Annotated in this window: 13 protein-coding genes; 2 read left to right on the top strand and 11 right to left on the bottom strand. The window is 64.6% G+C overall.

The window, feature by feature from the left end:
* Nucleotides 1-3 precede the first annotated feature (3 nt).
* The 5 genes from accB to KIO74_RS25835 all read right to left on the bottom strand — a co-directional run bounded on the left by accB (nucleotide 4) and on the right by KIO74_RS25835 (nucleotide 5,252).
* Nucleotides 4-507 (bottom strand): acetyl-CoA carboxylase biotin carboxyl carrier protein, encoded by a 504-nt coding sequence (gene accB, locus KIO74_RS25855; protein WP_213337917.1) that lies wholly within the window; start codon nucleotides 505-507, stop codon nucleotides 4-6.
* Between the two features lie 94 nt (nucleotides 508-601).
* Nucleotides 602-1,318, bottom strand: coding sequence for an ABC transporter ATP-binding protein (locus KIO74_RS25850; protein ID WP_213337915.1), 717 nt, complete (start codon nucleotides 1,316-1,318; stop codon nucleotides 602-604).
* Nucleotides 1,315-3,099, bottom strand: coding sequence for a branched-chain amino acid ABC transporter ATP-binding protein/permease (locus tag KIO74_RS25845; RefSeq protein ID WP_213337913.1), 1,785 nt, complete (start codon nucleotides 3,097-3,099; stop codon nucleotides 1,315-1,317). The genes KIO74_RS25850 and KIO74_RS25845 overlap by 4 nt, the downstream gene beginning before the upstream one ends.
* Nucleotides 3,096-3,971, bottom strand: a complete 876-nt coding sequence (locus KIO74_RS25840) for a branched-chain amino acid ABC transporter permease (RefSeq protein ID WP_213337912.1) — start codon at nucleotides 3,969-3,971, stop codon at nucleotides 3,096-3,098. Before KIO74_RS25840 ends, KIO74_RS25845 begins: the two co-directional genes overlap by 4 nt.
* Nucleotides 3,972-4,073: 102 nt before the next feature.
* Nucleotides 4,074-5,252: an ABC transporter substrate-binding protein gene (locus tag KIO74_RS25835; RefSeq protein WP_213337911.1), complete on the bottom strand. Its 1,179-nt coding sequence runs from the start codon at nucleotides 5,250-5,252 to the stop codon at nucleotides 4,074-4,076.
* 300 nt (nucleotides 5,253-5,552) lie between these two features.
* Here KIO74_RS25835 and KIO74_RS25830 point away from each other — a divergent pair, with 300 nt between their 5' ends.
* Nucleotides 5,553-6,596: an amidohydrolase family protein gene (locus tag KIO74_RS25830; RefSeq protein ID WP_213337910.1), complete on the top strand. Its 1,044-nt coding sequence runs from the start codon at nucleotides 5,553-5,555 to the stop codon at nucleotides 6,594-6,596.
* Nucleotides 6,597-6,605: 9 nt separating this feature from the next.
* Complete coding sequence (locus tag KIO74_RS25825) at nucleotides 6,606-7,394, top strand: enoyl-CoA hydratase/isomerase family protein (RefSeq protein ID WP_213337909.1); 789 nt, start codon at nucleotides 6,606-6,608, stop codon at nucleotides 7,392-7,394.
* Here the strand turns inward: KIO74_RS25825 and KIO74_RS25820 are convergent.
* The 6 genes from KIO74_RS25820 to KIO74_RS25795 form a co-directional block, all read right to left on the bottom strand.
* The gene (locus KIO74_RS25820; RefSeq protein WP_213337908.1) at nucleotides 7,381-8,079 is read right to left on the bottom strand and encodes an EthD domain-containing protein; all 699 of its coding nucleotides are present in this window, start codon (nucleotides 8,077-8,079) and stop codon (nucleotides 7,381-7,383) included. The two genes, KIO74_RS25825 and KIO74_RS25820, sit on opposite strands and share 14 nt — an antisense overlap.
* 64 nt (nucleotides 8,080-8,143) lie before the next feature.
* A complete protein-coding gene (locus KIO74_RS25815; protein ID WP_213337907.1) occupies nucleotides 8,144-9,310 on the bottom strand; it encodes an ABC transporter substrate-binding protein in 1,167 nt (388 codons plus the stop codon).
* 91 nt (nucleotides 9,311-9,401) lie between these two features.
* The gene (locus KIO74_RS25810; protein ID WP_213337906.1) at nucleotides 9,402-10,118 is read right to left on the bottom strand and encodes an ABC transporter ATP-binding protein; all 717 of its coding nucleotides are present in this window, start codon (nucleotides 10,116-10,118) and stop codon (nucleotides 9,402-9,404) included.
* On the bottom strand, nucleotides 10,111-10,887 hold the full coding sequence (locus KIO74_RS25805) for an ABC transporter ATP-binding protein (protein WP_213337905.1): 777 nt from the start codon (nucleotides 10,885-10,887) through the stop codon (nucleotides 10,111-10,113). Before KIO74_RS25805 ends, KIO74_RS25810 begins: the two co-directional genes overlap by 8 nt.
* Nucleotides 10,877-11,824, bottom strand: a complete 948-nt coding sequence (locus KIO74_RS25800) for a branched-chain amino acid ABC transporter permease (RefSeq protein ID WP_213337904.1) — start codon at nucleotides 11,822-11,824, stop codon at nucleotides 10,877-10,879. Before KIO74_RS25800 ends, KIO74_RS25805 begins: the two co-directional genes overlap by 11 nt.
* Nucleotides 11,821-12,693, bottom strand: a complete 873-nt coding sequence (locus KIO74_RS25795) for a branched-chain amino acid ABC transporter permease (protein WP_213337903.1) — start codon at nucleotides 12,691-12,693, stop codon at nucleotides 11,821-11,823. The genes KIO74_RS25800 and KIO74_RS25795 overlap by 4 nt, the downstream gene beginning before the upstream one ends.
* Nucleotides 12,694-12,696: the final 3 nt, after the last annotated feature.

The raw sequence follows: 12,696 nt of genomic DNA, 5'->3' as shown, positions 1-12,696 counted from the left end.
CTGTCACGGTTCGATGTAAAAGAGGACCTGGCCGTGCTCGACCATCTCGGCGTCCTCGGCGCACACACGGCGAACCGTGCCCTTCACGCCGGCCTGCACCGCCGTGAACAGCTTCATGACTTCGAGCAGGCAGATCTCGGCTGTCGCTTCCACCGCCTGCCCGATTTCCACGAAGGGCGCGGCGCCGGGCTTCGGTGCGCGGTAGAACGTGCCGAGATTGGGTGCCTTCACGGGAACCCAATGCGCTGGAATCCCCGCGTCCTGAGCCGGCGCGGGCGTTGCTGGCTTGGTCGCTGGCCTGGCCACTGGCGCTTGGACAGCCACGGGCTGCACGGAAATGGCGGGTGCTGGTGCCGCCGTGACGGCGGCACCGCCTGAGCAGAGCCTGGCGTTCGGATCGGTCGAGAGAAAGAGCTGCACGCCTTCGAAGGCGACGTGCAGCTCATCCCATTCGGATTCGTTGAAGAGCTCGATAAGGGTCGCGATCTCTTCGGATTTTACTGCCATGTCAGGGTCCTCTTCCGCCGCTTGGTCACGCGGTTCACGTGGCGTGGATACTGCGATCCGTCGCCCGCTGATCCGGCTGATCCTTCTCTATTCTTCAATGTCCGAGATAGCCTGTGCGCAGGGCCTCGTGGGTCGCCTCGTCGTCGACCGTTCCGCGAAACGAAATCTCGCCCTGATTGATGACGACGATGCTGTCCGCATGCCGCAGAGCATGGGTCGCCAATTGCTCGAAGACGACCACCGTCACGCCGCCGCGCCGAAGCCCTGACAGCAGGTCATAAACCTTGGCGGTCAGGATCGGTGCAAGGCCCAGCGACGGCTCGTCGATCAGAATGGCGCGCGGTTCGGCCATCAGCGCCCGGCCCACGACCAGCATCTGCTGCTCGCCGCCCGAGAGGGTGATGGCCGCGCGATGCTTGCCCTGGCGAACGGCCTCGGGCATCAGTGCATAGACCTTCTCGAGCCGCGCCTCACGTACCGCGCGCGGCTGGCCATAGGCCCCGAGCATCAGGTTCTCGTCCACGGTGAGCTGGCCGAACAGCCTGCGGCCCTCAGGGATAAGCGCCACGCCGTTGCGGATGAGACCCTGTCGGCCGGCACGCGCCGTTACGTCAGTGCCCTCAAGCAGGATCTGGCCCTTGGCGGGCCGGATCGCTCCGGCGAGGATCTGAGCCAGCGTCGACTTCCCCGCGCCGTTCGGGCCGAGTATGGCCATAAACGTGCCCTTCGGCACATCGAGCTCGATGTCGTTGAGAGCGAGAACGCCCTGATAGCGATGGCCTATGCCCCGGGCGGTGAGAAGGGCGCTCATGCGGTCATCACCTTTCTGGCTTCCACGGCATCCTCGCCAAAATAGGCGCGCAGGACCTCGGGATGGTTGCGGATCGCGTCGGGCAAGCCCTCCGCCAGCAGGCGGCCGAATTCAAACACGACGACACGGTCGGAAATGCCCAGGACCTCTTGAACAGCGTGGTCGATGATGAGAATGGAAACGCCGGCGGCGCGCATACCCTGGAGGATCGTGCGGATCGCGGTGCGCTCGTTGGCGTCGAGGCCGGCGAAAGGCTCGTCCAGCGCCACCACGGAGACGCCCGTGGCGAGGACGCGTCCGACATCGGCGACTTTCTGGATGCCGAAAGGCAGCTCAGCTGGCTTCATATCCGCGACTGCCCCGAGATTGAGCCCCGCGATGATCCGCTCTGCGACCTCGGCGGCCGTCATGTCCGGCAGCCGATGCGTCCGGCGTCGGGCCGCCCCCTGGAGGGCTGCGACCGCGAATGTCTCGCGCAGCGTGAGATCACCGAACAGTTCCGCGTGCTGGAACGTCCGCCCAAAGCCGATGCCGATGCGATCGGATGGCTTCAGCGTGGTGAGGTCGGCCTCGCCGAGCCGGACTGCCTCGGCCGAGGTCGCCTGATAGAAGCCGCTCAAAACGTTGAGGAAAGTTGTCTTGCCCGCGCCGTTCGGGCCGATCAGGCCGACTGAGTTGCCCGGCGGCAATGTCAGGCCGACACCTTGCAGGGCTTTCACGCCCCCGAACTCGACAGCGAGGTCTCGCGTCTCAAGAGTTTCGGTTGCCGGCGGCAGCAGCGTGCTGACGACCTGGGCGATCGCGCCGCTATCCAAAGCCTGGTCGGAAGGCGTCTGCGGCTTCCGCATCTTCCACCGCCGCGCCAGGGCGGCGCCGATGCTGGGCACGATGCCCTGGCGCAGGAACAGGAGCGTTAGCACGGTGGCGAGGCCGAACACGAATTCGGAGAAGGCCGGCACGTTGCGCGCCATTTCCGGCACGACGACGATAAAGGCGGCGCCAAGGAGCGCGCCGAGCAGGCTGCCAGCGCCGCCGACCACGGTCGCGACGATGAGCTTTACGCCCATGTTCAGGTCAAAGCCCACGGGATCAAGATAGCCGATGGAGAAGGCTATGCCGATGCCGGAGAGAGAGGCGATGGCGGCTGAAAACGCAAAGGCCAGCGCATTGTCCCGCTGGGGCTTCAGGCCGATGGCGGTGGCGGCGATGCGCTGGCTTTTGACGGCGAGCCATCGGCGGCCAACGGGACCGCGGGCGATGATGTCGGTGAGCAGGAAGGCGAGGGTCGCAAGGAGAACGCAAAGCACGACGGCGTCGCCGAGATCGAGTTCGCGGCCCAGCACCAGACTGACCGCCGGCGTGACGGCGATGCCCTCGTCGCCGCCGGTGACCTCGGTCCAGTGGCCGATGATCTCGCTGGCGGCCAGCGACAGCGCCATGGTCAGGAGCCCGAAGTAGAGCACTGAGAACCGCCCCGCGCTGAGGCCGAGCAGGAAGCCGACGACACCTGCGCCGATCATGGCGCAGGGGATGGCGAGCTCAACGGGCCAGCCGCGCAAGGCAAGCTGGGCCGAGAGATAAGCGCCGAAAGCGACGAAGGCCATATGACCCATCGACCAGATGCCGGTGAGGCCCGCCAGCGTTGAGACCGCCAACACGGAAATCGAGACGAAAGCGACCGAGGCGATGACGAACTGGCTATAGCCTTCGGCGAAGCCGACGAGGACGGCGATAGCGGCGCCAATGCCGATGATGAGAAGGCTGCGGGACAAAGCGTTCATACCCGCTCCTTTCGGCCCGCGCCAAGGAAGCCGGAGGGCCTGACGAACAAGACCGCGACGATGACGGCAAAGACGATGGTATCGCGATAATTAGCCGAGAGATAACGCCCGGCGAGATTGTCGAGGATGCCGATGGCGAAGCCGCCAATGGCCGCGCCGGGCATGGATGTCAGCCCGCCGAGGAAGACGCCCGCGAAGGCGCGGAAGAGGGCGGCCAGGGTGAGATTGGCATTCACCGAAGTGTCCATGGCGAGGAAGAAGGCGGCGATAGCCGCCAGCCCGCAGCCGAGGAACCAGGCGAGGGCGGCGATACGCCCCGGATTGATGCCGACGATACGCGCGGCGAAGTGATCTTCGGCGCTTGCACGCATTGCAACACCCATGGGCGTGAAGCGGAAGAACCAGGCGACCAGCGCCATTGCCGCGAGGGCGATCGCCGTGGCTACGATCTTGTTCCAGGTCAGCGCGACGCCGAAGACGCTCGCCGTTCCGGGAATGATGGCCGGAATGGTCGTGGGACGGTGCCCCCAGATCGCGCCGAGCGCGGCATGGATCACAAGGCCGAGCCCGATGGTGACGACGAGCGCGATGAAGAGGCTCTTGTGACCGGCTCCTAATGGGCGGATCAGGAACCGTTCTGTCAGAACGCCTGTTCCGCCGGCGACGACGATGGCGATCAAGAGGCCGCCGGCGACCGGCACGCCAAAGCCGATGGCCGTGACCGCGATATAGACGCCAAGCGTCGCCATGTCCCCGATGGCGAAATTCACCGTATCGGTGGAACGGAAGATGATGACGATGCCGAGCGCCAGCAGCGCATAGGCAGAACCGCTGACGATGCCGGCAGCGATCACTGGCAACAGGTCGTGCATGGGACCTCGTTGGAAAGAGGGGGTCTCGTTCAGGCTGTCTCGCGATCAAAAGGAGAGGCGCAAAGTCATCCTAGGAACGGCCTGGCTCCTGCTATGATCGCGCTACCAATTGGACAGGGCGTCCACGAAGGTGCCGGCGGTAACCCACTGGCCGCCTTTGATCTCGACCGGAATGACTTCCGTGGTGCCGAGACGGCGCTCAGGAGTGATCGTCACCTTGCCGATGATGCCCGTGTCGAAATCCCTCAGCTTGTTGAAGCCTGTCATCAGGCTCTCGCGCGTCAGTGGCTCGCCGGCGTTGCGGATCGCCTCGGCAGTCACCATCGCGAGGGCGTAGGTCAGGAGGGAGCCGTAGTCTGGCTTTTCATTCGGCGCGAATTTGGCGAGCGCCTCGCGATAAGCCGCGACGGCAGGCGCATCGCTTGTCACGGGCAGCGTCAGTGAGACACTGCGCAGCCCCTCGACGGCCTCTCCGCCCAGGGTAATAAGATCATTGGCGACGTTGCCGCCATAGGTGTAGAGGCTCGTCTTGACCTTCTGCTGCCGCAATTCCTTCGCGAGAGCCGCGAGTTCCTGCATCGTGCCAATGAAGACAACGGCGTCAGGTGCCTTTCCGGCCAGTTCAAGCGCGATCGGCGCGTAGTCCGTCGTGCCGAGCTTGACCGGGACCATCGTCACGGTTGCGTCCGGGGAAGCTGACTTGACGCCTGGCCCCACATTTGATGCCACCTTTTCATAGGCGGCAACAGCGGCATGCACCACCGCGACGTTCTTATGTCCGTCCTTTCCGGCCCAGCGGCCGACGGCCCGCGCCTGATAATCAAGGAGGGTCTGCGCGCCGACGAGGAGAGGCCGCGGCGGCTCGTACCAGTCGAGCGCCCCGGCATAGGGCATGACGAAGGGAGCGCTCTCCTGCTGAAGATAAGGGAATGCGGCGGCGCTCGGGCCCGTGCCATAGGCGCCCTGAATGGCGAGCACCTTGTCGCGGTTGACGAGCTTGCGCGCGGCGGCCACGGCCTGCTGCGGATTGTAGGCGTGATCCTCGGTGATCACACGGATCTTGCGGCCGTTGATGCCGCCTTCGGCGTTCAACTTGCCGTAGAAAGCCGTCTGCCCCGCGACCCCTGGCACGCCATACACCGCGAACGGGCCGGTCAAGGCTGACCAAGAACCCAGCGTGATCGTATCGGCGGTGACGCCGGTGCTGTCAGCCCAGGCTGGCGCCGTTGCCAGAGTGGCCGTCAATAGAAATGCCGCGAGTCCCCGCGTCACATGCTTCATGGTGTCCTCCCTCGGAAATGGCCGCGGTGTGGGTGGCGGCATCACTGTATGTGCGATAGCATTTTATTCCGAATTATTTTCGTGTTAGATCCTTGCCGCTTCTTTGTCAATGCTTTCGCCTGCACGGAAGCTTGTCAGGAGCCCCCCTTGCGCCGGTGTCTAATCCCATGATTTCATATGGTGTAAGGCGATCGCACCTGTCTGCGCCGGTCATAGCCGGCGAAAGATCGACAGGCGCTTTGACACGGCCAAGTGGAGCGCGATATTACCGAATAAACTTCGATTTCAGGGAGGACGCCGATGGCGCTCGAATTTACCGGAGCTCTCCGCTACCCCAACCCGCGGGCTGATTGGCTCGCCCTTCAGGATGAGGAGATTCTCGATAAGTCCCTACCTATCGTCGATCCGCACCATCATATCTGGGCGCAGGAAGGCAATCCCTACGCTGTCGCGGATCTCGCCGCGGATGTCGGGCAGGGCCACCGTGTGGTCGCGACCGTCTTCGTCGAGGCCCATTCCAGTTATCGCGCCGATGGCCCGGACGAGCTGAAGCCTGTCGGCGAGACCGAGGCCATTGAAAAAGCCCTCGCGGCGCGGCCCGATCTTGCCGATCGCGGGCTCTGCCGCGGCATCGTCGGCAAGGCCGACCTTACGCTCGGCGGTGCGGTGGAGCGCGTGCTCGCGGCGCATAGCGCGGCATCACCCGGCCGGTTCCGCGGCGTGCGGCATCTCGTGACGCGCGACCCCCATTTCCCGAATGGCATCGCGCTACGGCCCTCACCGGAAGGGCTCCTGAAGCGCATCGACTTCCGAGAAGGTTTGGCGACTGTCGCCCGCAATGGTTTGAGCTTTGACGCGATGCTCTACCACAGCCAGCTCTCGGATCTGATCGAGGTGGCGCGATTACTACCAGAACTCGCCATCGTGCTGGACCATTTCGGTTGTCCTCTCGGCGTCGGCCCATACAAGGGGCGTGAGGACGAGACGTTCCGCCAATGGCGGGAGAACATCCGCCTGCTCGCTGCCTGCCCCAATGTCGCGATCAAGATGGGCGGCATGGGCATGGTGGTGACGGGCGCGACCTGGCATGAGGGCCCACGTCCGCCATCCTCGGAGGATCTGGCCCGAGCCTGGCGGCCGCTGGTCGAGACCGCGATCGAGGCCTTCGGCGTGGAGCGCTGCATGTTCGAGAGCAACTTCCCCGTCGACAAGGGGATGTTCTCCTATTCCGTCGTGTGGAACGCCTTCAAGCGGCTTGCCGCCGGCGCCAGCGCCGTCGAGAAGGCCGCCCTGTTCCACAACACCGCGGTGCGCGTCTATCGCCTGCCGATCCCGCTCGTTTGAGGCGTTGTCATGCAGCACAAGTTCGGTTCTTTCACACTGACGGTCGATGTCGACGGTGTCGCCTCGGTGGTCTTCGCGCGTCCGCCGGTCAACGCGGTGTCGATCTCGGTCTATGAGGACATCGGCGCGCTCTGCGGCGCCATCGAGGCGGAGCCCGAAATCCGCGTCGTGGTGCTCACGGCGCCCGAGGGGGCGAAGGCGTGGTGCGGTGGCGCCGATCTCAATGATTTCGTCGGTATGACCAGCGAGAAGCGCAAGGAGCGCTACCGCTTCATCAACGAGCAGATCCCACGGCTCGGCAATCTCGAACGGCCCATCATCGCCGCGATCAATGGTGCGGCCATCGGCGTCGGCGTCATCCTGGCGGCGCTGTGCGATCTCCGCATCGCGGCCGAGGATGCGGTCTTCGCCTGTCCCGAGATCGACTATGGTCTCGTCGGCGGCGGTTCGGGGCTTCTGGCATCGCTCAGCGTGCCGCAGGCGAAGATCCGCGAGATGTATTTCACGGGCGCGCGCTTCACGGCACGGCAGCTCGAGACGACGGGCTTCTTCAACTATGTGGTGCCGCGCGCGGATGTGCAGGCCAAGGCCATGGAGCTTGCGCGGGCGATAGCGGGAAAGAGCATGCCCGCCATCCGCGCGCGCAAGGTCGCTTCGATCGCCGAGGCCGGCCAGGACTGGATGGACACCTATCTCGACTGTCAATCGCTTTCGGCCAACCTCGTCGCGGGCGTCGACAGCGGCGAGGGCGTGCGCGCCTTTCTCGAAGGGCGAAAGGCGCGCTTCATCGACCGTTGAGTGTATCGTGGAAGACATGTTCGTCGGCGATGAAGGACATTTGTCCTTCGGCGGCGAACAGCTTCGCCCGCTCGTCCCGCGTTTCGCGGAAATGAGCGTGCATGTCGTCATTGCTATTGAACCAGAGCGCCTCCATGCAGTCGATGGCGAGCGGCTCGGTCCGGGCTGCGCCGGGAAGGCGGAACGATCCCGCGATCGCATGGTCGAGCCGCCATCCCTGCGGAGAGCTGCCGCCCGAGCGGCCTGACATTGGCGCGATCAGCCCGCGCAGGTCGGCCTCGGCGATACCAGCGCGACGCCGGGAGAAGATCACGACCTTTATGGGTGCTTCGCCGGCTTTCAGCACCTGCTCAGTGGCCGCGAAGGAGATCGTCCGGTTCATGTCGATGAAATTGCGCTCGTCGGGTGCGATCCGGTCCCGGTAGATGTCCGTCGCCGAGAAGGCGTCCTCGTTTGGCGAGACACCCGGCAACCAGAACTCCGCCATGCCGGCGAAGGTGAAGGGGGAACCGACGGGGCCTTGCGCGACGACATGGTTTTGCGCGTAGCGCAGGCGCCAGATACTGTAACCTTCCGAGCCGGCGACGAGAGGACCGTGGATCTCACGCCAGTGATGCTTAAAAGCCTCGTCCGACAGGCCGGGTTTGGCCATGAGGAAAGCGATCTTCTTGATGTAATGATCCATGGACATCTCGCAGGTTGCGTTGCCCCGCCTGAACCGACTGGTCAGGCGGGACTTGGCTGCGCCGCTACCGGGTCGTCAGGGAGGAGATGACGCCGACCTTGCCGTCCTTCACCTCATTGACGTTGATGACAACGTCGGACTGTGTGCCGCCGTCGAACTTGTAGGTCTGCAGGAGCCCCTTGTAGGTACTTTTGCGCAGGGCGTCGGCGACCTTCTGCGGATCGGTGGTGCCAGCAGTCCTCATCGCTTCGGCGATGAGATTGACGTTGTCCACGGCCGTGATGCTGAAGGGCAGGGCCTCCGCGCCGGTCTCGGCCTTGAATGCCGCGCGGAAAGCATCGAGTTCAGGATTCGATGACGTCGTAGGCCCGGTGGAAATATAGACGCCGTCCATATCGGCTCCAGCCGCCTTCAGGAACACCGGAGAAGCCCAGATCACGGCGACCGACAAGAAGGGTTGCTTGAGCTGTAGCTCCCGATACTGCTTAATCATGGAGACGCCGTCTTCCATGAAGGCCGCACCGACGACAGCCCCGGGGGCCGCAGCGCGCGCCTTGGTGAGAAGGCCGTAGAAATCGGTGGAGCCTGACTCGAAATATTCCGTCATCACCACTTCGGCGCCGAGCTTCTTGGCGGTTTCCGCGATGCTCGCGCCGGCCGCGCGCCCCCAGTCATCATTGCGGCCAATATAGGCGATTTTCTTGATCCCCTTTTCCTTGATCAGGAATTCGATCGACGGGGCCACATTCATGATGGCGCTGAGTGTCGTGCGGAAGCTCAGCGGATGGTCAGGGCCGGTTACCGTGGGTGCCGAGGCCACGAAGCTAAGCGCGATACGGCCGTTCTTCTCGGCGATAGGCACAACCGCGAGCGTCGTCGTGGAGGAGGGCGGCGTCAAAATCACCGGGATGGTCTTGTCCGCCACCAGTTTTTCCGCGGCCGCGACGGCGCGCTCGGCTTTTGACTCGTCATCGATATTAACGAGCTCGAACTTGTAGGTATCAGCGCCGATCTTAATACCGCCCGTCTCATTGATCTTCTTGATCGCATATTGGGTGCCGATCAGCGCCTCCGAACCAATCGAGGCGTTGGGGCCTGTCTGGGCGAAGATCGCGCCGATCCTCACCGTCTTCTCCTGGGCATGGGCCTTGTGGGTCATGGCTGCCGGAAAAAGCGTTGCCGCCAGCACGGCGGCGAGCGCAGCGCGCCAGCCAAAGGTCATCCGCGTCATCTTCTCTCCACCCTCCGTCCACTTTATGCACTGCCCGCCGGTGGACTCGGAACGGACAGGGCGGTTTATCCCGGTGCGAGCTCTTTCGCCCTCACGGTCCGGAATGTCCGCCGAGATAGCTCGCCTTCACGGCGGGGTCGTCCAGCAACTCCTGCCCCGTGCCCGTGCGCGTCACGCGGCCGGTGGCGAGCACATAGGCGCGATGCGCGAGGCGTAGCGCCATCCGCGCATTCTGCTCGACGAGCAGGATAGTTGTGCCGTTATGGTTCAGGTCCCGAATGATGCGCCCGAGTTGCTGTACGATGGCCGGCGCCAGGCCGAGCGAGGGCTCGTCGAGCATCAGGAGGCGCGGGCGCGACATCATTGCTCGCCCGATAGCGAGCATCTGCTGCTGCCCGCCGGACAGGGAGCCGCCCGGCTGCGAAAGGCGCTCGCGCAGGATCGGGAAAGTGTCGAGCACGGTCTCGAGATCTGTGCGGACCGACGCGTTGTCGCGGCGATAGTAGGCACCGAGATCGAGGTTCTCGCGCACGGTCAGTTGCGGGAAGACATGCCGTCCCTCCGGCACAAGCGCGACACCGCGTTGCACCATACGCGCCGAGGACAGGCCAAGGGTTGGCTTGCCCTCAAAACGGATCTCACCGGCCCGCGGTCTCAGCATCCCACAGATCGTCTTGAGGAGTGTGGACTTGCCCGCACCATTGGCGCCGATGACGGTGATAGCCTCGCCCTCGGCAATGGCGAGATTGATGCCATGGAGCGCGACGATGGGGCCGTAGGCCGCCTCGAGATCGCGGATTTCAAGCATCCTCGTCGCTCCCCAGATAGGCCTCGATAACGCGCGGGTTCGCCGCGATTTCGGCCGGCGTGCCCTCGGCGATCTTGGCTCCCTGATCCACGACGACGATCCGGTCGCAGATCCCCATCACCGCGGCCATGTCATGCTCGACGAAAAGCACCGTCACGCCGCTGTCCCGGATGCGCCGGACCATGGCGGCGGCCCCGGCCGTCTCGTTGGGGTTCATGCCGGCGAAGGGCTCGTCGAGCAGCAGCAGGCGCGGCTTCAGCGCCAGCGCGAGACCAATGCCGAGCAGGCTCTGGTGCGCATAGGGCATGTCGCCCGCAATGCGCTCCATCTGCGCCGACAGGCCGATGAAGTCGAGTACGGCGGCGACTTCGCCGCTGATCTCGGCATGGGCGGCGCGTGCCGCCGGCAGCCCGAACCAGTCTGCCCAGAAGCCCACCGGCGCGCGGGCCAGCAGGGCGGTTTCCAGGTTTTCGCGGACCGTGAGCGCCGGAAAGATCCGTGTGCCCTGGAAGGTACGCGCGACGCCGAGAGAGGCAATGCGGTCGGGTCGGGCGCCGCTGATGCGCTGGCCTTCCAATCGCACCTCGCCGCCGGTGAGCGCCAGGAGGCCGGAGATGAGGTTGAAAGTCGTGGTCTTGCCGGCGCCGTTCGGCCCGATCAGGCCGAGGATCTCGCCACGCTGGACCGTGAAGGTCACATCCTTCACCGCCTTGACCCCTCCGAAATTCTTGGCGATGTGGTCGACTGCGAGGAAGGGTTCACCGGCCATCGCGCGCCTCCGTTGCCGGGGTGCGTTTGAGGCTTCGCAGCAGGCCGAGAATGCCTCGTGGCGCAAATAGAGTGACGACGATCAGCACCACGCCCATGAGGATCGGGCGGAAGTGATTGGCGAAGCTTAGCATTTCCGGGATGTAGGTGAGGAACACCGCGCCTATGATCGGCCCTGCGAGTGTGCCGACGCCGCCCACGACAACCATCACGATCATGTCTACCGAGGCGAAGAGCGTGAACTGGCTCGGCGCCAGAATGGTGAGGAAAGGACCGAGCAGGAGGCCGCCGAGGCCGGCCACGAAGGCCGAGATGCAAAGGCCGATCACCTTTTGCCGCATGACCGGGATGCCGACGAATTCCGCGAGGATCTCATCCTCACGCACCGCGACCAGCATGCGGCCGGTCTTGCTGCGGACGAGCCTCAGGAGAGCTGCGAGGCTCACCACGAGCACGACGAGCGCGAGATAGTAGAAGGCGGTCTTGCTGGCGAATGAGATGCCGAAGATGGGTTCCGGCGGCGCGATGCCGCGCAGCCCGAGCGGGCCGTTGGTCACCTCCTGCCAATTGGCGATGACAAGCCGCACGATCTCCGCGAAGGCGAGCATCACGAGAATGAAGAACGGCCCTCTGAGCCGCAGCGTGATCAGCCCGACGATGGCCGCGACGGCCACGACGACGGCGAGCGCGACGGGCGCGGCCAGCCAGAAGCTCAGCTCGAAATTGAGGCGCAGCAATGTGGACGTATAGGCCGCTATGGCGACGAAGGCGATCTGGCCGAGATTGATCTGGCCGACATAGCCGAGGACGAGGCCCATGCTGAGCGCCATGATCGCCCAGATCACGGTGAGCGTCATCAGGTAGACCTGATAGTCGCTGACCAGTTGCGGCAGGATCGCCATGACGAGCACGAAGAGGGGGAGCGCGAGCCTGTTCATCGCACCCTCCCGAACAGGCCGGCAGGTCGCAGCAGCAGCACGGCGATCAGCAGCAGGAAGGTGAAGATGTCCTTGAAGGCAAAGCTGATATAGGCCCCGGTCAGGGTCTCGATGAGGCCAAGCGCAAGCCCGCCGGCGATGGCGCCGGGCACGCTGCCGAGGCCACCGAAGATCACGATCACGAAGGCCTTCAGGAGCGGGGCGCCGCCCATGGCGGGTTCCACCGCGTAGAGGGTGCCGAGGAGGCTGCCGGCGACGCAGGCGAGCGCACCCGAAACGGCGAAGACGAAGGCGATGATCCGGTCGCCGTCGAGGCCGATGGCCGCCGCGCCCTCACGGTTCTGCGCGATGGCGCGCAGTGCCTTGCCGATGCGGGTGCGGTACAGCATGAGATAGAGCGCGGTGACCATGATCGCCATGATGAGGATGACCACGAGGCGCTGGCGGGTCAGCACCACGTCGCCTATGAGGACGATGCCGGATATGCCCATCTCGATCTTGCGCGGCGCGGAGCCCCAGATGATGAAGGCGGATTCGCGCAGTACGTAGAGCAGGCCGAGCGTGACCAGGATGACCTGCAGCTCGCCTTGCAGCGACGTGTAGGATTTGCGGGTGAGAGGCCGGATCGTGAGGTAGAACAGGACGACGCTGAGGAGCGCAGTGGCGGCCATGCCGGCGGGCAACGCGGCGAAGAAAGGCAGGCCGAGCGCGCTCATCAGCGTGAGCGTGAAGAACGCGCCCAGCATCAGGATTTCGCCATAGGCGAAATTGACCAGGCGCGCCGCGCCGAAAATGAGCGTGAAGCCAAGCGCCGAGAGCGCATAGATGCTCCCCAGCACAATGCCGTTCACAACTTGCTGGGCCAGCATGTC

Origin of the sequence: Chelatococcus sp. HY11, assembly GCF_018398335.1 — a bacterium.
In the GTDB taxonomy this organism is placed as follows: domain Bacteria; phylum Pseudomonadota; class Alphaproteobacteria; order Rhizobiales; family Beijerinckiaceae; genus Chelatococcus.
This window is presented reverse-complemented; position numbering and strand designations above follow the sequence as displayed.

What these genes read in the sequence shown, in the direction of transcription:
- KIO74_RS25810 (WP_213337906.1), bottom strand. Translation starts at nt 10,118, where the DNA reads ATGCTTGAAATCCGCGATCTCGAGGCGGCCTACGGCCCCATCGTCGCG.
- KIO74_RS25840 (WP_213337912.1), bottom strand. Translation starts at nt 3,971, where the DNA reads ATGCACGACCTGTTGCCAGTGATCGCTGCCGGCATCGTCAGCGGTTCT.
- KIO74_RS25845 (WP_213337913.1), bottom strand. Translation starts at nt 3,099, where the DNA reads ATGAACGCTTTGTCCCGCAGCCTTCTCATCATCGGCATTGGCGCCGCT.
- KIO74_RS25795 (WP_213337903.1), bottom strand. Translation starts at nt 12,693, where the DNA reads ATGCTGGCCCAGCAAGTTGTGAACGGCATTGTGCTGGGGAGCATCTAT.
- KIO74_RS25825 (WP_213337909.1), top strand. Translation starts at nt 6,606, where the DNA reads ATGCAGCACAAGTTCGGTTCTTTCACACTGACGGTCGATGTCGACGGT.
- KIO74_RS25805 (WP_213337905.1), bottom strand. Translation starts at nt 10,887, where the DNA reads ATGGCCGGTGAACCCTTCCTCGCAGTCGACCACATCGCCAAGAATTTC.
- KIO74_RS25850 (WP_213337915.1), bottom strand. Translation starts at nt 1,318, where the DNA reads ATGAGCGCCCTTCTCACCGCCCGGGGCATAGGCCATCGCTATCAGGGC.
- accB (WP_213337917.1), bottom strand. Translation starts at nt 507, where the DNA reads ATGGCAGTAAAATCCGAAGAGATCGCGACCCTTATCGAGCTCTTCAAC.
- KIO74_RS25830 (WP_213337910.1), top strand. Translation starts at nt 5,553, where the DNA reads ATGGCGCTCGAATTTACCGGAGCTCTCCGCTACCCCAACCCGCGGGCT.
- KIO74_RS25835 (WP_213337911.1), bottom strand. Translation starts at nt 5,252, where the DNA reads ATGAAGCATGTGACGCGGGGACTCGCGGCATTTCTATTGACGGCCACT.
- KIO74_RS25820 (WP_213337908.1), bottom strand. Translation starts at nt 8,079, where the DNA reads ATGGATCATTACATCAAGAAGATCGCTTTCCTCATGGCCAAACCCGGC.
- KIO74_RS25815 (WP_213337907.1), bottom strand. Translation starts at nt 9,310, where the DNA reads ATGACGCGGATGACCTTTGGCTGGCGCGCTGCGCTCGCCGCCGTGCTG.
- KIO74_RS25800 (WP_213337904.1), bottom strand. Translation starts at nt 11,824, where the DNA reads ATGAACAGGCTCGCGCTCCCCCTCTTCGTGCTCGTCATGGCGATCCTG.